The sequence below is a fragment of the Caulobacter sp. Root487D2Y genome (assembly GCF_001427165.1).
In the GTDB taxonomy this organism is placed as follows: domain Bacteria; phylum Pseudomonadota; class Alphaproteobacteria; order Caulobacterales; family Caulobacteraceae; genus Caulobacter.
The window spans coordinates 13,777-34,658 of record NZ_LMFD01000005.1 but is presented as its reverse complement, the minus strand read 5'-3'; the positions used below and the strand labels follow the sequence as shown (position 1 = coordinate 34,658).

Below are 20,882 nucleotides of genomic sequence, written 5' to 3'. Positions count from 1 at the left end.
CGAAACCGCGAACCCTTGTCGCTAAAGGTGCGTTCTATGGCGCGCAACGGGGGCGTTGCTCTAGAAGGCCCGCATGGTCTCAAGTTTGGTCAACCGCCGCGCGGCGCTGCGCGGTCTTTCGCTGTCGGCGGTCCTCGCCCTGGCGCCGCGCCTGGCCGCGGCGGCGCAGACGCCCGCCGTCGACGACGCCGTCAGCCAGCCGTTCTCGGTCGAGGGGCTGCGCGACCGGGCCCGGAGCCTGGCCGCCGCGCCCTACGCCAAGCCGCCCGCGCCGCCGACCATGACCGGCCTGTCCTACGACGACTACTTCCGCATCCGCTTCCGGCAGGAAGCCGACCTCTGGAAGGACCGTCGGCCGGCGTTCCGGGCCGAGTTCTTTCCGCCCGCGTGGCTGTATCCGCGTCCGCTGCCGATCTACGAGGTCGCCGCCGGCCTGGCGCGGCCGATCGTCTTCGACCCGGCGATGTTCGACATCCCCGGCGAGCACGCCGACGTCGCCAAGAGCTGGAGCGGCTTCTCCGGCTTTCGCCTGCTGTGGCCGCTGAACGAGGCCGACAAGATGGACGAGGTGGCGGTGTTCCAGGGCGCCAGCTATTTCCGCAGCCTGGGCCGGGGCCAGCGCTACGGCCTGTCGGCGCGCGGCCTGGCGATCGGGGCCGGCGAGCCGAACGAGGAATTCCCCGACTTCACCGCCTTCTGGCTGGAACGTCCTGCCATTGATGGCGATGCGGTGCTGGTCCACGCCCTGATGGACAGTCCCAGCTGCGCGGGCGTCTACAGCTTCACGATCCGCCCGGGCGAGGACGTGACGTTCGACGTCGCCGCCAGCGTCTTCCCGCGCACGGCCGTGACCAAGGCGGGCGTGGCGGCGATGAGCAGCATGTTCCTGTTCAACGTGGCGGATCCGTCGCCGCTCCAGGACTATCGCACCGCCGTGCACGACAGCGACGGCCTGGCGATCTGGACGGGGCGGGGCGAGCACATCTGGCGCGTGCTGCAGAACCCCAAGGCCCACCGCCTGAGCAACTTTCCGGACGAGAACCCCAAGGGCTTCGGCCTGGTGCAGCGCGCCCGGGCGCTGGAGGACTTCGGCGACCTGCAGGCCCGCTACGACCTGCGGCCCAGCCTGTGGGTCGAGCCCCTGGACGCCTGGGGCGAGGGCGCGGTGCACCTGGCCGAGCTGGCCACCACCAAGGAGAGCGACGACAACATCGCCATGTTCTGGCGGCCCAAGGCGCCGTGGACGGCCGGGACCCAGGTCGACCTGCGCTATCGGCTGCACTGGGGCCAGGAGCGCTTCGCCAGCCCCGACGCTCGGGTGTTCCGCACCCGCACCGGGGCCGACGCCCAGGCCGGCCTGCGGCTGTTCACCGTCGATCTGCAGGGCGGGGCCCTGGCCGAGGGGCTGGACGGGGTGGCGATGGACCTCCAGGCCCAGGGCGGCGAGATCGTCTGGCGCGACCTGTCGCCCTATCCGGACGAGGCCTCGGCCCGCGTCGCGTTCGGCGTGCGGCCCAAGGCGGCGAGCATGGACCTGTCCCTGCGCCTGACCCGCGGCGACCAGGCGATCTCGGAGACCTGGCGGTATCTCTGGACGGCCTAGGGCCTATCGATTTTCAAGTCTGGTGCGTGGTCCTCGTCCTTCGACAAGCTACAGGATGAGAACCAAGTGCAGGCGGCGGCGCTAGAAAACCTCATCCCGGGCTTGTCGAAGGACGAGGTTTTCGTTCCCCCGCCCAAGTCCAGTTTGCGCCGTGCGCTGACCTTAGCCGGCGACCCGATCGGCGCCTCGCCCCCGCCCTGAGTGGCGGCGCCTATCGTGATGATAGGAACAATCAATTTTACCTATCGGTGGATCGAGGTTGACTAGGCCGCGTCGGGTTCGAGCAGCCATAAGCCAACCGGAGGAACAGCGATGGATGGGAATGTCGAGGGCGGCGTTCAAGGTCAGTGCCCCGTGGGACACGGCCGCGGCAGAGGCAACCGCGATTGGTGGCCCCAGAACCTTAGTCTCGAAAGCCTCAACCAGCATTCGCCGCGATCCGACCCGATGGGCGAGGCGTTCAACTACGCCGAGGAATTCAAGAGCCTCGACCTCAAAGCCCTGATCGCCGACCTGAACGCCCTGATGACCGACTCTCAGGATTGGTGGCCCGCCGACTTCGGCCACTACGGCGGTCTTTTCATCCGTCTGGCCTGGCACAGCGCCGGCACCTACCGCATCAGCGACGGGCGCGGCGGCGCGGGCGGCGGGCAGCAGCGCTTCGCGCCGCTCAACAGCTGGCCCGACAACGCCAACCTCGACAAGGCGCGCCGGCTGCTCTGGCCGATCAAGCAGAAGTACGGCCGCAAGATCTCCTGGGCCGACCTCTACGTGCTGGTCGGCAACGTCGCCCTGGAGTCGATGGGCTTCAAGACCTTCGGCTTCGGCGGCGGCCGGGCCGACACCTGGGAGCCTGAGGAGCTGTATTGGGGGCCGGAGGGCAGCTGGCTCGGCGACGAGCGCTACAGCGGCGAGCGCCAGCTGCACCCGGCGCTGGGCGCCGTGCAGATGGGGCTGATCTACGTCAATCCCGAAGGCCCGAACGGCAATCCCGACCCGGTGGCCTCGGCGCGCGACATCCGCGAGACCTTCGCGCGCATGGCCATGAACGACGAGGAGACCGTCGCCCTGATCGCGGGCGGCCATAGCTTCGGCAAGACCCACGGCGCCGGCGATCCTTCGTTCGTCGGACCCGAACCGCAGGGCGGCGAGATCGAGGACCAGGGCCTGGGCTGGCGCAGCAAGCACGGGACCGGGATCGGTCCGGACGCCATCACCGGCGGCCCGGAAGTCATCTGGACCCAGACGCCGACCCGTTGGAGCAACCACTTCTTCGAGAACCTCTTCAAGTTCGAATGGGAGCTGCATGAGAGCCCGGCCGGCGCCAAGCAGTGGCGGGCCAAGAACGCTCCGGCCGACATTCCCGACGCCTATGACGCTTCCAGGAAGCACGTGCCGCGGATGCTGACCACGGACCTGGCCCTGCGGTTCGACCCGGCGTACGAGAAGATCTCGCGCCGCTTCCTCGAGCATCCCGACCAGTTCGCCGACGCCTACGCCCGCGCCTGGTTCAAGCTCACCCACCGCGACATGGGTCCCAAGCCGCGTTACCTGGGTCCCCTGGTGCCGCGGGAAGATCTGATCTGGCAGGACCCGATCCCGGCCGTGGACCACCCGCTGGTCGACGCCCAGGACATCGCCGCGCTGAAGGCCAAGATCCTGGCCTCGGGCCTTTCGGTGTCCGAGCTGGTCAGGGCCGCCTGGGCCTCGGCCTCGACCTGGCGCGGCTCGGACAAGCGCGGCGGCGCCAACGGCGCGCGGATCCGTCTCGCCCCGCAGAAGGACTGGGAGGTCAACGATCCGCCCGTCCTGGCCAAGGTGCTGAGCACGCTGGAGGGCGTCCAGAAGGACTTCAACGCCTCGGCCGCGGGCGGCAAGAAGATCTCCCTGGCCGACCTGATCGTGCTCGGCGGCGCCGCGGCGGTCGAGAAGGCCGCCAAGGACGCCGGCACGCCGGTGGATGTTCCCTTCACGCCGGGACGCATGGACGCCTCGGCCGAGCAGACCGACGCCGACTCCTTCGCGCCGCTCGAACCCCTGTCCGACGGCTTCCGCAACTATCGCCGCGACGTCACGCAGTTCATGGCGCCCGAGGAGGCCCTGGTCGATCGGGCGCAGCTGCTGCGTCTGTCCGGACCGGAGCTGACGGTGCTGGTCGGCGGCCTGCGGGTGCTGGGCGCCAACGCCGGCGGCTCCAAGGCCGGCGTGTTCACCGATCGCCCGGGAGTGCTCACCAACGACTTCTTCGTGAACCTGCTCAACATGGGCACCACGTGGAGCCCCACGGCCGTCAACGCCTTCGCGGGCCATGACCGCAAGAGCAGCGAGTCGCGCTGGACCGCCACGCGCGTCGACCTGATCTTCGGCTCGCACGCCGAACTGCGGGCCTTCGCCGAGGTCTATGCCTGCGCGGACTCGGGCGAGAAGTTCGTCAAGGATTTCGTGAAGGCCTGGAACAAGGTCATGAACGCCGATCGCCTGGATCTGAACTGACGATTGGTCCCGAAACCGCCATCGAGGCCAGCGCGGGGCGCCGTTGAAAAGCGGCGCCCCGACTTCGTCAGGCGAGCCTGTTTATTTCCGATCCCGCTTTCCGCGCGCGATCTCCGTGGCCAGGGCGTCCAGCTTGTGGTCCCAGAAGCGGCGGAACGGGTCCAGCCAGGCGTCGACCTCCTGCAGCGGCGCGGCGTCCATGGCGTAGATTCGTCGCTGGGCGTCGGCGCGCACGGTGGCGAAGCCGCTGTCGCGCAGCACCTTCAGATGCTGGGAGACGGCGGGCTGGCTGATCGCGAACTCCTTCTGGACGACCGCGACGATGTCGCCCGAGGCCAGCTCGCCCGCCGACAGCAGTTCCAGGATGCGGCGGCGGACCGGGTCGCCGAGGACGTCGAAGGCGTGCATCAGTCGCGCTTGCCCTGGCCCTCGCCGCCGCCGGTGTAGAAGGCGGTGGTGCGGTCGGCGGCGGCGCGGGCGGCCTCGGGGTCCGTGCCGAACGCGATCGCGGCCTCGGCCCAGGCGTTGCTGGCCGCCGCGCCGAGGGTCTTGCCGTCGCCCTGGGTCAGCCAGACGGCGGCGTCGCGGGCCGTCGCCGGGGCGCCGCCGGTCTCCAGATGCTCGGCCAGGCCCAGCAGCGACAGGTCCCAGCCGACGCCCACCGCGCCAGGGCCGAACTGGTCCCAGAAGCCCAGGAACTGCTCGTCCTCGTGGGCGATGTGTTCGAGCCGCAGCCTGGTTTCGCCTTCGCCTTCGGCGGTCAGGACGACGATCACCCAGCTGGTCTGCCCGCGCATTTCCCAGGTCACCGCCAGGCGTCTGGGCGCGTCGCAGTCTTCGATGACGCCGCCGGCGTTGCCCTGCAGCTGGTAGCGGCCGCCCAGGCGCAGGTCGCCGCTGATCGGCATGAACCAGCGCGGGATCCGCTCGGGGTTGGTCAGGGCGTCCCAGACGTCGTCGACGTCGGTGGGATAGGTGCGGTCGGCGATCACCACGCGGGCGGTCTTGCCTTTCCATTCGCGGCTTTCGACCTTGCGCCGCACGGCGCCGACAAGACGGTGAGCGTCGAATGTCATGCGATGTCCTCCGGATCGGTTGGGTTTTTATATAAGTCGCATCTTATATAAGATTCGCCCTATGCGCAAATGCCGCGCGCCGGTCCGGGGCCGCGCTTCAATCTCGGTTAACAAATTCCCGTCACGGCTGTTGGCCTAATGGTTTTCTGTGACTCGGGGCCCGCCGCATGAGCGACAAACACCAGCTCGACCAACGTTTGAGCTTCATGCGGTTCGACCAGCGGTCGCGATCGGCGCTGCAGGCGGCCAAGCCGGCGCTGGAAGAGGCCATCCCGGGGGCGCTGGACAGCTTCTACGAACAATTGCGCGGCTTCGCCGAAACGCGCGCCCTGTTCAAGGACGGACGGGGCGACGGCGCCCAGGCCCGGCAGGTGGCGCACTGGCGGCGGATGCTGTCGGGCGACCAGGGCGCGGACTACGTGGCGGCGGTGGAGCGCATCGGCCAGTCCAACGCGCGCGCCGGTCTCGAGCCGCGCTGGTCGATCGGCGGCTACGCCCTGGTGTTGGACAAGCTGATCCACGCGGTGCTGGGCAAGCGGGTCAAGAGCGGTCCGTTCGGCGGCGGCAAGGCCGACAGCGCGGCGGCCGATCAGGTCTCGGCCCTGGCCAAGGCGGTGTTCCTCGACATGGACCTGGCCGTCTCGGCCTATTTCTCGGTCCTGCTGGAAGAGCGCGACCGCCTGGAGGCCGGGCGTCAGGCGGCCGAGCAGCAGCAGGCCGCCGCCGTCGCCGCCCTGGGCGTGGCCCTGTCGCGACTGGCGGCGGGCGATCTGTCGGTGCGCATCGAGGGCGCGCTGTCGCCCGAGTTCGAGCGCCTGAAGACCGATTTCGACAACGCCGCCGCGGCGCTCGACAAGACCATGAGCGCGGTGTCGCGCGGCGCCATGGGCATCCGGACCGGAACCGACGACATCGCCCGCGCCGCCGACGACATGGCCGAGCGCACCGAGCAGCAGGCCGCGACGCTGCAGCAGACCGCCGCCGCGGTCGAGCAGCTGACCGCCACGGTCGAGCAGACCGCCAAGAGCGCCAAGGCCGTCTCGGCCCAGGTCAGGGAGGCGGCCGACGACGCCCAGGCCTCGGGCGTGGTGGTGACCCGCGCCGCCGAGGCCATGACCCAGATCGAGAGCTCTTCGGCCAAGGTCTCGCAGATTCTGGGCGTGATCGACGAGATCGCCTTCCAGACCAATCTTCTGGCCCTGAACGCCGGGGTCGAGGCGGCCCGGGCCGGCGACGCCGGCCGCGGCTTCGCCGTGGTGGCTCAGGAAGTGCGGGCCCTGGCCCAGCGCTCGGCCGAAGCGGCCAAGGAGATCAAGACCCTGATCGTCGATTCCAGCCGCCAGGTGGGCGAGGGCGTCGATCTGGTCGGCAAGACCGGCGCGGCCCTGCGCGGCATCGTCGAGAAGGTCGGCGTGATCGACACGCTGGTCGACGAGATCGCCGCCTCGGCCAATGAGCAGGCCTCGGCCCTGGGCCAGGTCAATGTGGCGGTCAACCAGCTCGACCAGGTGACCCAGCGCAACAGCGCCATGGTCCAGCAATCGACCGAGGCCGCCCACGCCCTGCGCGCCGAGGCGGCGGACCTGTCCAACCACGTGGGCGGCTTCCGCACGGGTTCGATGCGCGAAAGCCCGGTGCACCAGGTCCGCGAACGCGTGGCGGCTTCCGGGCGACCGGGTCGGTAGGGGCGCCGAACATCGATCGGGGGCGGGCGCACGCGCCTGTCCTCGTCCGTTGAACTTTGCTTTCCGTTTTTGCCGCTGAGGGCGCTATCAAGGCGGCATGGATCGTAGACGAAGACTCCTGATCGTCGGGGGCGGCACGGCCGGGTGGCTGACCGCGGCCTATCTGGCCAAGTCCCTGCGGGTGGCTGAGCAGGCGCACCTGGAGATCACCCTGCTGGAATCGCCCGATGTCGGCATCATCGGCGTCGGCGAGGCCACGTTCCCGACCATCCGCACCACCCTGCGGTTCCTCGGGATCGACGAAGCCCGGTTCATCCGCGAGACCTCGGCCACCTTCAAGCAGGGCATCCGCTTCAACGACTGGGCCTGGGCGCCCCGAGAAGGCAAGGGAGGGGACGGGGGTGAACGCCACCAGTACTTCCACCCGTTCGAGGCCCCGTTCTCGACCGACGGCGCGAGCCTGGCGCCCTACTGGCTGCTGCAGAACGAGGCGACGCGCGCGCCGTTCGCCGAGGCCATGACCATCCAGGCCCGGGTCGCCGACGCCCAGCGCGCGCCCAAGCGGCCGCACGAGGGCAACTTCTCCGGGCCCCTGAACTACGCCTACCACTTCGACGCCGCCAAGCTCGCCCAGGTGCTGGCCGAGCGGGCCCGCGAGCTGGGGGTGCGCCACCTGCAGGGCCTGCTGACCGGCGTCGAGCTGGACGCGACCGGGGCCATCGACCACGTGATCTGCGCCGAGCACGGCCGCCTGGACGCCGACCTCTATATCGACTGCACCGGCTTCCACGCCGAGCTGATCGGCCAGGCCCTGAAGGCTCCGTTCAAGTCGGCGCGGCCGATCCTGTTCGCCGACCGGGCCCTGGCCTGCAAGATCCCCTACGACCGTCCCGACGCGCCGATCCAGAGCTTCACGATCGCCACCGCCCACGAGGCCGGCTGGACCTGGGACATCGGCCTGAACGGCGCGCGCGGCGTCGGCACGGTCTATTCCAGCGACCACATCGACGACGACCGGGCGCAGGCGATCCTGCGCGGCTATGTGGGGGAGGGCGTGGAGATCGCGCCCCGGGCCCTGTCGTTCGAGGCCGGCTATCGCACCAAGCAGTGGGTCAAGAACTGCGTGGCCGTGGGCCTGTCGGCGGGGTTCCTGGAACCGCTGGAATCGACCGGCGTGGTGCTGATCGAGGCGGCGGTGGCGATCATCGCCGAGCTGTTCCCGCACAACGGTCCGATCAGCGCCCCGGCCTTCCGCTTCAACGAACTGATGACGGCCCGCTTTGACAACATCATCACCTTCCTGAAGCTGCACTACTGCCTGAGTCAGCGGACCGAGCCGTTCTGGCGGGAAAACGCCGACCCGGCCTCGATGCCGGAGCGGCTGGTCGACCTGCTGGAGCAGTGGCGGTGGCGTCCGCCCACCCGCTACGACTTCATCCTGGATCTGGAGACCTTCGCCTTCTTCAACTACCAGTACATCCTGTACGGCATGGGCTTCAAAACCGACCTGTCGCCGGGGCGCAGCGAGTTTCCGGACGTGGCGGCGGCCGACAAGCTGTTCGCCAAGATCAAGAGCTTCGGCGAACGCGCCACCCACGACCTGCCCAGCCACCGCGACCTGATCGCCCAGATCAACCGCTTCGGCTTCGACCGTTCGCTGGAACCGGCCTGAAGGGGCGCGTTCACGGGTCCTGAAAGGCCGTCGTGGTGAGGAGCGGACATCAGAGGGAAGGTGCTCAGCGACTGCATGGCGCCAGAAAATGTCCGCACTCGGCCGGTAGCCTTCACGCCCCCCCAAAAAAAAGCCCTCGCTCCGGCAGGGGAGCGAGGGCCTAGGGAGGCGACTTCGGAGGTTTAGGCGGCGGCTTTCGCGATCACGCCGTCGACGGCGTCCAGCTCGCCGGATTCTCGGGCCTTCTTGCCGTAGACCATCTCGAACAGCGGGCTGGCCATGACCGTGGTGATGATGGCCATCAGCACCAGCATCGAGAACAGCGTCGGGCCGATGATGCCCTTCTGCAGGCCGATGTTGATGATGATCAGCTCCATCAGGCCGCGCGAGTTCATCAGGGCGCCGATGCCCATGGCGGTGGCGTGGTTCTCGCCGGTCAGGCGGGCGGCGGCGTAGCAGGCGCCCCACTTGGCCAGGATCGAGCAGGCCAGGATGCCCAGGGCGATCAGCAGCAGGGTGGGCGAGTTGACCATGTCCATCCGGGTGTTCAGGCCCGAATAAGTGAAGAACATCGGCAGCAGCAGGATCACCGCCAGCGGCTCGACCTTCTTCTTCAGTTCCTCGACCAGCTTGCCGCGGGGGATGACCACGCCGAGGATGAAGCCGCCGAAGATGGCGTGGATGCCCACGGCGTCCATCAGGAAGGCCGAGACGCAGAAGGCCAGCATGACCAGGGCCAGCACCGTGGTGCTCATCTCGCCTTCGCGTTCGACCATGCGGCCCAGAGGCGCCAGGATCCTCGGGCCGAAGGTCGTGACGAACGCGACCCAGGCGAGGCCGCCGCCGATCGCGAGGAAGGCCACGCCGGGGCCGCCGCCGAAGGTGGCCAGCACCACGGCCAGCACGCACCAGGACACCGCGTCGTCGAAGGCGCCGGCGGTCAGAGACAGCGTGCCCAGCGAGGTCTTGGCCAGGCCGCGCTCATTGATGATCCGGGCCAGCATCGGGAAGGCCGTCAGGGCGATGCAGGCGCCCATGAACAGCGTCGCCGCGCCCTGACCGATGGTCGGGGCGAACAAGCCTGGAACCTTCAGCAGGAACGGCGTGATCAGGGCGGCGATCAGGAACGGCGCGGCGATGCCGGCGAACGACACGCTCATCGCGCTCTTGGCCTTGGCCTTGAAGTGGTCGGCCTGGAAGCTGGTGCCGACCATGAACATGTAGAGGCCCACGCCCAGCTGGGCGCCGACATACAGGATGTTCTTGGTTTCCTTGGGGAACAGCATCGTCTGGAAGTCGGGGAACAGCAGGCCCAGCAGGGACGGGCCCAGCACCACGCCGGCGATCATCTCGCCCACGACTTGCGGCTGCTTAAGGACCTTCTGGCCCAGCCAGCCGACCACGCGGCAGGCCAGTATGATGACGGCCAGTTGCAGGAAGAAGTGCACGCTGAAGTCGCCGGGCGTGTAGCTGTGCGCGGCGACCTTGGTGGCCGGGCCATGCGGCGAGAGAATGCCCCCCGCCGTGGCGATGAGGCTCGAAATGATGTCGGACACGCGTGTCCCCCCTGTTGAATCCCTTCGGCGTTGACCGCCGTTGAGCTCAAGCCGCGCAGAGTTGGGTTTTCGAGACAAGGCCAAAAAGCGTTTTTGACACCGGCGCGCAGAAGATTGTTTTTGCTAGCTAATTTCCTGTTGCCCGAACGCCACAATGTAGTAACGTGCCTACAAGACAGCCTTGTCAATGTAGGTACGTAGGCACATGAAAGTCATCTCGAGCCGTGACTTCAATCAGGATGTCAGCCAGGCCAAGCGGGCGGCGCGGATCGAGCCGGTGTTCGTCACCGACCGCGGCAAGACCACCCACGTGCTGATGAGCATCGAGACCTATCGCAAGCTGTCGGGCCAGAGCGAGACGATCGTCGACCTGCTGGCCATGGCCGCGCCGGTCGCCCTGGACGTCGCCGAGGTCCGGTCGGACGAAGCCTGGGATCGGCCCATGGGTCGGCGAAGCTGATGTACCTGCTCGACACCGATATCGTCTTCGAGCTGCGCAACGCCAAGACCGGCGGGACCGACGCGGGCCTGGCCGGCTGGGCCGCCGGCGTGGCCCGGTCCAGCCTGTTCATTTCGGCGATCACCCTGCTGGAGCTGGAGACCGGCGCGGCGCGGGTCGAGCGCAAGGACAAGACCGCGGGCCTGGCCCTGCGGACCTGGCTGAACGATCAGGTCGCCGGCGCCTTCGAAGGGCGGGTCCTGCCGGTCGACGCGGCCGTGGTGCGCGGGCGCGCCCGGCTGCACCTGACCGACACCCGCGACGCCCTGCTGGCGGCCACCGCCCTGGAGCACGGCCTGACCCTGGTCACCCGCGACCTTTCGGCCTTCAAGGTCAACCGGCTGAAGCTGTTCAATCCCTGGGGCTACAAGCCCGAGGCCGTGGACGACAGCGAAGACTGGGGCCTGGCGGCGAAGGCGGGGTCGCAGTGGCTGCGGAACATCTTCGTGCGGGGGTGAGGGGGAGTCGACTTGGCGCTGATGAAGTCAATCGACTGGGTTTGGCGCGTTTTCGCTTATGGCTGAGGTGATCGGCTACACTGTGCGACGTGGTCGCCCCGCATCCACCCTCGCGCCGCCAGCCACACCGCGAAGACCGGCAGGGCAAGCAAGGTCAGCGCGGTCGAGGTCAGCAGGCCGCCGATGACGACGGTGGCCAGCGGTTTCTGCACCTCGGCCCCTGAACCGATCGCGACCGCCATGGGCAGGAAGCCGAGCATGGCGACGAGAGCGGTCGTCAGAACCGCCCGAAGGCGGCTGACAGTGCCGGTGACCACCGCCTCGACCGGCTCCAACCCGATCGCCAGCCGTTGCTTGATGCTCTGCATCAGCACCAGGCCGTTCAGCGTCGCCACGCCCGACACCGCGATGAAGCCGACAGCGGCGGAGATCGAGAACGGCGTGCCGCGCAGGGCTAGGGCCACCGCACCGCCGACCAGGGCCAGGGGAACGCAGGCGAAGACCAGGGCCGCCTCCGCCGCCGAGCCGAGGGCGAAGTAGAGCAGGATCACGATCACCAGGAAGACGACCGGCACGATCACCGCCAGGCGCGCGGAGGCCCGCTCCAGGTTCTCGAACTGGCCGCCCCAGTCGAGCCATGAGCCGGCGGGAAGCGGAACCTCTTCGCGCACGGCGGTCTTGGCGTCGGCGACGAAGCCGCCCAGGTCACGGCCTCGGACATTGGCCTGGACGACGATGCGGCGCTTGCCGTTCTCGCGACTGATCTGGTTGGGGCCTTCGGTGGCGTCAAATCGGGCCAGGCTCGAGAGCGGGATCGCCGCCGTGCCGGGCGGCGCGCCCTCGGGCATGACCGGCAGCTGGCCCATGACAGCCGGATCGTTGCGCCGCTGCTCGTCCAGGCGGACGACGACATCGAACCGCCGGTCACCTTCAAGGATATGCCCGGCCTCACGTCCGCCAAGGCCGATGGCCAGGGCGTCGGCGGCGTCGCTGGCGTGAACGCCGAGGGCGGCGGCGGCGGTGCGGTCCACCGTGGCCGTGATGGTCGGCTGACCGGAGACCTGCTCGACCTTCACGTCGGCCGCGCCCCGCACGCCGCGCAGCGTCTTGGCGATCTTCTGGGCGGTCTGATCCATGACGGCGAAGTCGTCGCCATAGACGCTGACGGCCACGTCCGAACGGACTCCCGCGATCAACTCGTTGAACCGCATCTGGATGGGCTGGGTGAACTCGTAGGCGTTGCCCAGGTGCTGGCCCAGCGCGCTCTCCATGCGCTCGACCAGCTCGGCCTTGGGCAGGCGCGGATCGGGCCAGTCCTTGCGTGGCTTGAGGATGACGAAGGTGTCCGAGGCGCTGGGCGGCATCGGGTCCGAGGCGATCTCGGCGGTGCCCGTGCGGGTGAACACCAGGGCGACCTCCGGCATGGCCGCCAGGGTCTTCTCGACCCGGAACTGCATGGCCTGGCTCTGCTCCAGCGAGATCGACGGCACGCGCGAGGCCTGAACCATCAGGTCGCCTTCGTCGAGCGTGGGAATGAACTCGCGGCCTAGGCTCAGAAAGGCGACGACGCCGATCAGAAGCGCCACGCCCGCGCCCGCCGCCACCGCGACGGGCCGAGCGACAAGGCGGCGCAACGCAGGTTCGAACCGTGCGCGGGCGGCTGTCATGAGGCGGGTCTCGCTATGCCCCTTCGGGTCGCCGATCAGCAAGGCCGCCATCGCCGGCACGAAAGTCAGGGATAGCAGGAAGGCTCCGGCCAGGGCGAACATCACCGTCGCGGCCATGGGGCCGAACATCTTGCCCTCGACCCCCTCGAAGGCCAGCAACGGGGCGTAGACCATCAGGATGATGGCCTGGCCGAAGGCGGCGGGCCGCGCCATCTCGCGAGCCGAGGACGCGGCTATCTCGATCCGCTCGCGGGCGTCCAGAGACCGCCCCAGTTCGCTCCGCCGGAGCGTCAGGCGGCCCAAGGTGTTCTCGATCACCACCACCGCGCCATCGACGATCAGGCCGAAGTCCAAGGCTCCCAGGCTCATCAAGTTTCCGCTGATCCCGAACCGCCGCATGGCGATGGCTGCGAACAGGAACGACAGCGGGATGATCAGGGCGGTGATGATCGCCGCCCGGATGTCGCCCAGGGCCACGAACAGCACGGCGATGACCAGCAGCGCGCCGAAGGCCAGGTTGTGCTCGACCGTGCGGATGGTGGCGTCTACCAGGTCGGTGCGGTCCAGCACCGGCTTGACGACCACGCCCGCTGGGAGGCTGGCGTGGATGTCCTTCAGGCGCTCGCCCACCCGCGCGGCGACGGTGCGGCTGTTCTCGCCGGCCAACATCAAGGCCGTGCCGATGACGACCTCGCGGCCCGCCTCGCTGGCCGAACCCAGGCGCGGGGCCTGGCCGACGACGACGGTGGCGACGTCGGAGACGCGGACCACCGCCGAGCCGCGCCGCCCGACGGGGGTCTCGGCCAGTTCGCCCAGGGTCTTCACTCGGGCATCGGCGCGAACGATATAGGCCTCGCCGCCGCGTTGGACGTAGCCCGCGCCTTCGACGCGGTTGGCGTGCTCCAAGGCGTCGATCAGTTGGGGCAGGCTGATGCCCAAGGCCGACAGCTTGGCCGGATCGGGTTGGACGACATACTGCTTCACGTAGCCGCCAAGCACATCGACGCCGGCCACGCCCTTCAGCGTCTTCAGCTGCGGTGCGACGATCCAGTCCTGCACCGTGCGCAGATAGGTGGCCTTCTCGATGTCGGAGGTCAGGCGGTCGCCCTCCGGGGTGACATAGACCGCGCCAGGGCGCGCCGCTGGACCCGACAGTTCGACCGTCCAGATATAGACCTCGCCGAGCCCCGTGACCGGCGGCCCCATGCTGGGCTCCAGTCCGTCAGGCAGGGTGGCGCGGGCGGCCTGGAGGCGCTCGTTGATCAGGTTGCGCGCGAAATAGAGGTCGGTGGCGTCGGTGAAGACGGCGGTGATCTGCGAGAAGCCGTGACGCGACAGCGAGCGGGTCTCGACGTGGCCAGGGATGCCGGCCAGCGCGGTCTCGACCGGGAAGGTGACCTGGCGCTCGACCTCCTCCGGGCCGAGGGCGGGCGCGATGGTGTTGATCTGCACCTGACGGTTGGTGATGTCCGGAACAGCGTCGATGGGCAGACCGGAGAGTTGCGCGCCGCCATAGGCCAGCAAGGCCGCGGCCAGCAGGGCCACGATCCAGCGGAAGCGGACGGAGAGGTCGATCAGGCGGGCGAGCATGGTCAGTCCTCGTGTCCCGCTTCGCCCTTGCCGAGTTCGGCCTTGAGCAGGAAAGCGCCTTTGCCGGCGATGCGCTCGGCGCCGGTCAGGCCGCGCAGGATCTCGGTGGAACCGGCGGCGACGCGGCCGGGGGTCACGGGCTTGGCGCGGAAGCCGCCGGCCTCGACCACGAAGACGACCGGGCGGCCCTCGACCGTCTGGATGGCCTCGCTGGGCACGATGATCGCGCCGCCTCCCTCCGAACTAGCGCTTGCCCCCATCATCACCCGCGCGGAAACGACCGACCCGGCGGGTGCGGTCCTGCTCGACGGCGTCGCCCGGACGGTGGCGGTGTTGCCCCCGGACGCACCGGGAGCCACGGCGCTGATGGTCGCCGGGGCTTCCTGGCCGTCAGGGGTCTGGACGTGGATCATCTGGCCGAGCCGGATAGAGCGGGCGGCGGCGGCGGGGGCGTCGAAGACGTATTCGGCACGGCTCTGGTCGGCGACCTCGGCGACAAGCGCGCCCTGGGTGAGGAAGCCGCCGACCTGGGCCTCGATCCGCGTCACGACCCCGGCGATGGGGCTGCGCAGGACAGTGACGCCGTCGGCTCCCGGCTGGCCCATGGCGCGAACCTGGGCCTGGGCGGCGCGATAGTCGGCCCGCGCCTTGTCGGCGGCGGCTTGGCTGGCTTCCCAATCCTGGCGGGCGACGACACCGGCGTCGAACAGGCGGTGATCGCGGCTGGCGGCGGCCTGGGCGGCCCTTACCCCGGCTCCGGCGGCGTCGAGGCTCGCGCGGCCAGAGGCGGCGTCGGCGCTGCGCAAGGTGGCGATGGGCGATCCGGCGGCGACGTTGGAGCCGGCCGAGACGTGAACCCGCTCCACCGTGCCCGACACCGGCGCGCCCAGGGCGGCCAGGGCGTTGGCGGCCAGGGTCACGCGCCCGGGCAACAGGATATCCGCGCCGCCGCCGCGTCCTGGCGTGACAACGGAGACCCCGGCCGCGGCCGCGTCGGCGAGCTTCAGCGGCACCAGGTCCGTTGCGCCGTGCTCCTCGTGCTCCGCGCCCTCCTCTTCATGGGCGGGCGCGGCCGAACGGCTCTCGACGAATTGGGAGGCGCCGTAGCCGAGGCCGGCGGCGGCGATAAGGGCGACCGCCGAGGCGATGACGGAGCGACGAGCGATCACGGTTGATCTCCGAAGGGAATAGCGCCCTGGGTGCGGGCGAGGTCGGCGAGCGCCTTGACGCGCGCCAGCTTGGTGTCGATGACCCGGCCGCGCGCGGCGATCAGGTCGCGGCGGGCGGCGAGCAGTTCGGATAGCGGAAGGCGGCCGGCGTCGTAGCCGATGCGGTCCAGGCGATAGGCCTCGGACGCCGCGTTCTCCGCCTGCCGGGAGGCTTCCAAAGTCTGACCCGCGGCGGCGACCTGGGCGGTCGAGGCGCGGCGGTCGCCATCCTGCTCAGCCTGCGCCACGGCCAGCCGAGCCTGGGCGGCCTGCGCGTTGGCGGTGGCGGCCGCGACCGCCCCTCGGTTGCGGTCGAACAACGGCAACGGGGCGGAGATGCCGAAGACGGCCGCCGTGGAATCGTCGCCCTGGAACTGGCGGACCCCGAAGCTGACGGCCAGGTCGGGAACGCGACGGGCGCGCTCCATGGCGATACGACGCTCGGCGGCGTCCCGCTCGGCGCGGGCGGCCGCGATGGCCGGGCTGAAAGCCGCCCCCGTTGGCGGTGTCGCTGGTGCGGCGTCCAGCAGACCGCCGGTGACGGCGGTGTAGGTCTCGGGGGAGCCGGTCAGCGCGCTCAGGCGGGCCAGGGTCGTCTCGGCTTCAGCCTGGGCGGTGGCCAGATCGGCGCGCGCCGTGGCCAGCCCGGCGTCGGCCTGGACGGCCCGAACCTGGGCCTCCTTTCCATTGTCCACGAGGAGGCGGGCGGCCCTGGCATCGGCCTGGGCCAGATCAACGCTGTCCCTGGCGATGGCGAGGCGTTGCTGAGCCGCCTCGGCGTTGGCGTAGGCGAGCGCCAGATCACGAGCAAAATCGACCTGCCCCAAGGCGGCGCGCGCCTGGGCGACGGCGAGATCAGCCTGAGCCGCCGAGATCCGCGCCGCGCGCTTGCCACCCAGTTCCAGCGGCTGCTCGATCGACAGGGTGGTCTCGGCGCTGTCGAAGTCCTTGTAGGGACCGGACCCGGCGGCGTTCTCGACCATCAGGCCAAGGGTCGGGTTGGGGCGAGCGGCGGCCTGCGCGGCCTGGCCCTCGGCCACCCGCGTCTCGGCGGCCCCTAGCGCCAGGCGCGGCGCGGAGGCCTGGGTCTGTTTCAACAGGGCGTGGAACGTCGGTGCTGTCTGAGCCGCGACGGACGCGCAAAACAGGCTGGAAGCGACGCAGGCCAAGGCCGCGCGCAGCGACCATCGGTTCGATGACATGAGGATTCCTCGCGAAGGATGGACGACAGCGCGCGAAATGCGCGCAGGCCGTCAGGCGCGAGGCGGTCGGTCGGGGCCGGAAATGGTTCGCGAGGCGAGCGCGTGGGCAGATGTCATCGCGTGCTGGGGGGCGACGGGAGCCAGGGCAGGAACCGTCGCGACCGGTGCGTCGAGCATGGCCCCGCCGTGGTGGCAGTGGCCGCTCACGCAGCAGGCCGCCTCACAAGGCGCGCCGTGATCCTGAGGAGCGCCCTGGACGGCCTGGACGATGACCGCGCCCGTCTCGACACTGACGATGGCGGCGTCATTCGCGCACAGGCAAGTCGCCATGCTGACCGTGGGGGCGACGACGAGCAGCGCGAGGACGCAGGCGGCCATAAGGCCACCCAGGTTCCGCCACCATGTCATCGTTCGACGCATGGTCGTTCTATAGCTTCGGGCGGCGAACTTGAGAACGCGTTACATGATCACACCGCGGGAAGGGGCTGGGCCCCCGCGGCGCGGTCTCGGCTGAACGTCCGGATGCCGGAGCGGCCTCAGAGTCCGCTCCTGGCGCCGAGGAGCCCAACGAGCTTGCGCAAACGTCGCATGAGCCGCACTTTCCGCCATGCCTGCCTTCCCAACCCCTCCACGCAAGATCGCCATCGTCGGCTATCGCGGCGCGCAATCGCTCGATCTCAACGGACCTTTCGAGGTCTTCGCCATGGCCAACCGGTTCGGCGATGTCACCGCTTACGAGCCGATCCTAGCCTCGCCTCACGGCGGCGAGATCGTCTGCAATTCCGGACTCAGCATCACCGGTTCGGTAGCCTTCGCCGATCTTCCCGCCGACCTCGACACGATCCTGGTCGCGGGCGGGGACGAGGACGGTCTGCTGGGGATGCGCGACGCTGGCGTGCTCGAATGGCTGACGGACCGGGCACGGTTCACGCGACGCATAGGCAGTGTCTGCTCCGGCGCGTTCGTTCTGGCCGCGGCGGGGATGCTGGACGGTCGGCGCGCGACGACCCACTGGGAAGTCTGCGACGAGATGCGCGCTTTTCGACCGGCCGTTAGGCTGGAGCCGGATGCGATCTTCGTGGCCGATCCGCCGTACTACACGTCCGCCGGCGTGACCGCCGGCATCGATCTTTGTCTGTCTTTCGTGGAGGAGGACTGCGGACCCGAGCTGGCGCTGGCGATCGCCCGCAATCTCGTCCTCTTCATGCGCCGGCCAGGCGGGCAGACCCAGTATAGCACCGGCCTCAATGTGCAGGTCGCGGCCACGCCGAAACTGCGCACCCTGATCGCCGAGATCAGCGCCGATCCGAGCGGGGACCGGACACTGCCAAGCCTCGCCGACAAGGCCGGCATGACCGAGCGGACCTTCAGCCGCGTCTTCCACAAGGAGACCGGAACAACGCCGGCGGCGTTCGTGGAAATGGCCCGGGTCAACCGCGCCAAGGCCTTGCTGGAAACCTCCGATTGGCCGCTGGCGCGTGTGGCGGATCGCTCGGGCTTTGGCAGCCTCGACGCCCTGCACCGGGCCTTTCACAAGCGGGTCGGCGCGACCCCGGGCGACTATCGCGCCAGGTTCGGCCGCCATCAGCGTCAGTAGGGCGCGGACGGGATTTGGGGCTCGCTCGAAAGGTCGGCGCCATGATCAACCGTGCGGGGAGGGGGCGGGCTGTTCGTCCAGCGTGCGAAGGAATGCGACGATCTGCCGACGTTCATCGGCGCTGAGCCGGAGCGGTTTGATCTCCGACGCGCCGTCGGGCGCGCGCGGCGCGCGGCTATAGTGGTCGACAACCTGCTCCAGGGAGGAGAACTGCCCGGCATGCATGTAGGGCGCGCGCTGTCCCACCCCGCGCAACGAAGGGACCTTGTAGGCTCGAACCTGGCCGGGATTGTCGATGACCGCGAACTCCAGTTCCTCGCAACCCGCGGGGGCGTCGCTGTAGACGCCCTTGCAGTTGAAGGGATCGGCGACCGCCGCGCGCACGCCGGCGGCGCGCCCCAGATCGCGAGGCAGATCCGGATGGGCCGGGACGCCGGTGTTGGCGAAGCCGTGGTTGGAGAGCAGGGGACCGTTGTGGCAGTTCGCGCATTGGCCCTTTCCGATGAAGAGCCGCAGGCCGGCCAACTCGTCGGGTGACAGCCGCGCATGCGGATCGGGCGCGCCGAAGACACCGGCCAGATAGGCGTCGAACCGGCTGGGGCGAATCTTCAAGGTCCTCTCATAGGCGGCGACGGCCTTGCCAAAATTGGCGTAGACGCGGTTGATCAGGATCTGGTCGGCGTCCGACATTCCCTCCCAGGCCGCCTTGGCCGCTGGATCGCCGCCCGGAGCGGCCCGGAGAGGAAATCGGTTGCGATCCGCCAAGTCCGGCAGCGGCCCAAAGAGGCGCTCGTAGGCGTCGGAATAGCGCGCGGCGAGAACCCGCGCGACCTCGGTGCGGGAAAAGCCATGCTCAGCCGGGTTCTCCACCGGCCCCAGGGCCTGGGCCCACAGGCTGTCGGCGCGCCCATCCCAGAATTGCCAGGGCGAATAGACGGCCGGAGCGATCGGCATGGTGCGGCGGTTTCCCGTTCCGACGCCATGTCCGGTGGGCAGGGCGTCGGTGAAGGCGTGGCCGGGCTGATGGCAGCTGGCGCACGAGACCTGGCCATTGGCGCTCAGGCCCGTATCGGAAAAGAGCGCACGGCCCAGGTCAGCGGCCTTGGCATTGTCGGCGACCTTGTTCGAGGGATCGGGGGGAGGCGGCTTCAATGCGCCGATCCAGAGGCCCCGCAGCGTCTTGAGGTCCGCCGCGGACCAGGTCGGCTCGGCCGCCGCGACGAGCGCCAGCGCCGTCGCCAGGGTCGCGCCCATCATGATCCAGGGGCGGCTCACAGGACCATATTGAAGGTGATGCGGTCCGTCCGCCCATCCGGCGCCTTGATCGACAGATTCAGCACCCACCAACCCGTCATCGAGAACTTCATGCCGCTGATCAGGTAGTCGCCGGGCGTGGCGGCGGACGCGGCGCGCGGCGCGGTCGGCAGGCCGTGGTGATGCTCGGGCATGCCGCCGTCGATGGCGATGACCGCGCCGCTGACGGGAAGGCCGGCCTGATCGGTCAGGTGAACCGTCCACGGATGCACGCGCGACAACGGGATCGGCGCGACCTGGCTTTGGATCCGAACGCGGAAGACGCCCCGGTCACTGGGGCGATCCAACGATATGTTCAGATCCCTGGGTTTCGCCGCCGCCACACCACCCGCGAGCACGACGGCCAGCAGAGCCACGCCTCCAAGGACGCGATAGGCGAGAGATCGACGGTTTATGCGAGCGAATTGGGGCATCTGGGTCTCCCGACATCGAGTGTGGGATGCAGCGGATCACGGAGCGTTCCTGTCCTAAATGACAAGACTGTCGCGATTTTCGCCAAACAGCAGGCCCTTGGCTTGGTCGGAAATGGCGTGGCGGAAAATGCGGCTCATCTGACATTTAAGCCAAGCGGGGCGCGGGCTAGGGTGATGGCGTCCACAACCGAACAAGGAGTATTCAAGATGCCTGCCCAATGCCCCTGCGAGCCCTGCGGCTGCGAAAATTGCGCCTGCGGATGCGGTTCCAACTGCAAGTGCGGCGAAAGCTGCGCCTGCGGTGCGCCCGCGACCGCTGACCAGTCCGCCTAGCCGAAGCGCGAGGTTCGAAGTTCCCGAGCTTCGAACCTCCGTCCCGGGGCTCATTCGCGGGCTCCGCCGCTTTCGGCAAAGGTCGAGGGAGCGCTCATGGAATATCTCTTCGGAGCAGGCCTGGCCCTGGGCGCGGGCGTCTTCGCCACCGTTGTCGGTTTCGATCGCGGTCGGGCGTTCTATCCGGTCGTCCTGATGGTGATCGCGTCTTACTACGACCTCTTCGCCGTGATGGGCGGCGCTCAGGCGCTTCCCGCCGAGACCGCGATCCTGGCCGTGTTCGTCGCCCTGGCCGTGGTCGGTTTCAAGTCGAACCTGTGGCTGGTCGTGGCCGCGCTGCTGGGCCACGGGATGTTCGATCTCGTGCATCCCACGCTCGTCGAAAATCCGGGCGCGCCGGCTTGGTGGCCGATGTTCTGTCTCGCCTACGACGTCGCGGCCGGCGGCTATCTCGCCGCGCGGCTGCTATCGCCGTCGCTGTCGCGTCTGGAGGCTCGTCCCTAGCCGGAACGGATG

17 protein-coding genes are annotated in these 20,882 nt (G+C 69.3%); 8 read left to right on the top strand and 9 right to left on the bottom strand.

Translation table 11 applies throughout. The features are described from left to right. The first annotated feature begins 73 nt into the window (after nt 1-73). Both ASD38_RS06935 and katG read left to right on the top strand, forming a co-directional pair. Complete coding sequence (locus tag ASD38_RS06935) at nt 74-1,603, top strand: glucan biosynthesis protein G (RefSeq protein WP_056438808.1); 1,530 nt, start codon at nt 74-76, stop codon at nt 1,601-1,603. 312 nt (nt 1,604-1,915) lie between these two features. Beyond that, nucleotides 1,916-4,096, top strand: coding sequence for a catalase/peroxidase HPI (gene katG, locus ASD38_RS06930; RefSeq protein WP_056458810.1), 2,181 nt, complete (start codon nt 1,916-1,918; stop codon nt 4,094-4,096). 81 nt (nt 4,097-4,177) lie between these two features. Here the strand turns inward: katG and ASD38_RS06925 are convergent, their stop codons facing one another. Further along, entirely contained in the window at nt 4,178-4,504 is a 327-nt protein-coding gene (locus tag ASD38_RS06925) for an ArsR/SmtB family transcription factor (protein WP_056438815.1), read from the bottom strand. Further along, the gene (locus ASD38_RS06920) at nt 4,504-5,172 is read right to left on the bottom strand and encodes an SRPBCC family protein (protein ID WP_056438818.1); all 669 of its coding nucleotides are present in this window, start codon (nt 5,170-5,172) and stop codon (nt 4,504-4,506) included. The genes ASD38_RS06925 and ASD38_RS06920 overlap by 1 nt, the downstream gene beginning before the upstream one ends. A gap of 167 nt (nt 5,173-5,339) precedes the next feature. On the opposite strand from ASD38_RS06920, the gene ASD38_RS06915 reads away from it, so the two are divergent. Together ASD38_RS06915 and ASD38_RS06910 are read left to right on the top strand one after the other, a co-directional pair. Next, nucleotides 5,340-6,857 (top strand): globin-coupled sensor protein, encoded by a 1,518-nt coding sequence (locus ASD38_RS06915; RefSeq protein WP_056458806.1) that lies wholly within the window; start codon nt 5,340-5,342, stop codon nt 6,855-6,857. A gap of 97 nt (nt 6,858-6,954) precedes the next feature. Next, nucleotides 6,955-8,529, top strand: coding sequence for a tryptophan halogenase family protein (locus ASD38_RS06910; RefSeq protein WP_056458804.1), 1,575 nt, complete (start codon nt 6,955-6,957; stop codon nt 8,527-8,529). Nucleotides 8,530-8,711: 182 nt separating this feature from the next. Here the strand turns inward: ASD38_RS06910 and ASD38_RS06905 are convergent, their stop codons facing one another. Continuing rightward, a complete protein-coding gene (locus tag ASD38_RS06905; protein ID WP_056438825.1) occupies nt 8,712-10,085 on the bottom strand; it encodes a cation:proton antiporter in 1,374 nt (457 codons plus the stop codon). 205 nt (nt 10,086-10,290) lie between these two features. On the opposite strand from ASD38_RS06905, the gene ASD38_RS06900 reads away from it, so the two are divergent. Together ASD38_RS06900 and ASD38_RS06895 are read left to right on the top strand one after the other, a co-directional pair. Next, nucleotides 10,291-10,545, top strand: coding sequence for a type II toxin-antitoxin system Phd/YefM family antitoxin (locus ASD38_RS06900; protein WP_056438827.1), 255 nt, complete (start codon nt 10,291-10,293; stop codon nt 10,543-10,545). Beyond that, nucleotides 10,545-11,042: a type II toxin-antitoxin system VapC family toxin gene (locus ASD38_RS06895; protein WP_056438830.1), complete on the top strand. Its 498-nt coding sequence runs from the start codon at nt 10,545-10,547 to the stop codon at nt 11,040-11,042. The genes ASD38_RS06900 and ASD38_RS06895 overlap by 1 nt, the downstream gene beginning before the upstream one ends. A gap of 56 nt (nt 11,043-11,098) precedes the next feature. On the opposite strand, the gene ASD38_RS06890 is transcribed toward ASD38_RS06895, so the two are convergent. From ASD38_RS06890 to ASD38_RS06875, 4 genes are read right to left on the bottom strand one after another with little or no spacing between them, the layout of a single operon-like run. Further along, nucleotides 11,099-14,299 carry an efflux RND transporter permease subunit gene (locus ASD38_RS06890; protein ID WP_056458801.1) on the bottom strand — a complete coding sequence of 1,067 codons (3,201 nt, stop codon included), beginning with the start codon at nt 14,297-14,299 and terminating at the stop codon, nt 11,099-11,101. Between the two features lie 2 nt (nt 14,300-14,301). Then, nucleotides 14,302-15,468 (bottom strand): efflux RND transporter periplasmic adaptor subunit, encoded by a 1,167-nt coding sequence (locus ASD38_RS06885; protein WP_156390606.1) that lies wholly within the window; start codon nt 15,466-15,468, stop codon nt 14,302-14,304. Then, on the bottom strand, nt 15,465-16,709 hold the full coding sequence (locus ASD38_RS06880; RefSeq protein WP_056438837.1) for a TolC family protein: 1,245 nt from the start codon (nt 16,707-16,709) through the stop codon (nt 15,465-15,467). Before ASD38_RS06880 ends, ASD38_RS06885 begins: the two co-directional genes overlap by 4 nt. A 51-nt stretch (nt 16,710-16,760) precedes the next feature. Next, nucleotides 16,761-17,087: a hypothetical protein gene (locus ASD38_RS06875; RefSeq protein WP_056458795.1), complete on the bottom strand. Its 327-nt coding sequence runs from the start codon at nt 17,085-17,087 to the stop codon at nt 16,761-16,763. Between the two features lie 229 nt (nt 17,088-17,316). Between ASD38_RS06875 and ASD38_RS06870 the strand changes: the two genes are divergently transcribed. Next, entirely contained in the window at nt 17,317-18,306 is a 990-nt protein-coding gene (locus ASD38_RS06870; protein ID WP_056438842.1) for a GlxA family transcriptional regulator, read from the top strand. A 45-nt stretch (nt 18,307-18,351) separates the two neighbouring features. Here the strand turns inward: ASD38_RS06870 and ASD38_RS06865 are convergent, their stop codons facing one another. Both ASD38_RS06865 and ASD38_RS06860 read right to left on the bottom strand, forming a co-directional pair. Then, entirely contained in the window at nt 18,352-19,563 is a 1,212-nt protein-coding gene (locus ASD38_RS06865; RefSeq protein ID WP_056438913.1) for a cytochrome-c peroxidase, read from the bottom strand. Between the two features lie 14 nt (nt 19,564-19,577). After that, complete coding sequence (locus ASD38_RS06860) at nt 19,578-19,976, bottom strand: FixH family protein (protein WP_162250216.1); 399 nt, start codon at nt 19,974-19,976, stop codon at nt 19,578-19,580. A gap of 486 nt (nt 19,977-20,462) precedes the next feature. On the opposite strand from ASD38_RS06860, the gene ASD38_RS06855 reads away from it, so the two are divergent. Beyond that, nucleotides 20,463-20,870: a hypothetical protein gene (locus ASD38_RS06855; RefSeq protein WP_056458792.1), complete on the top strand. Its 408-nt coding sequence runs from the start codon at nt 20,463-20,465 to the stop codon at nt 20,868-20,870. Nucleotides 20,871-20,882: the final 12 nt, after the last annotated feature.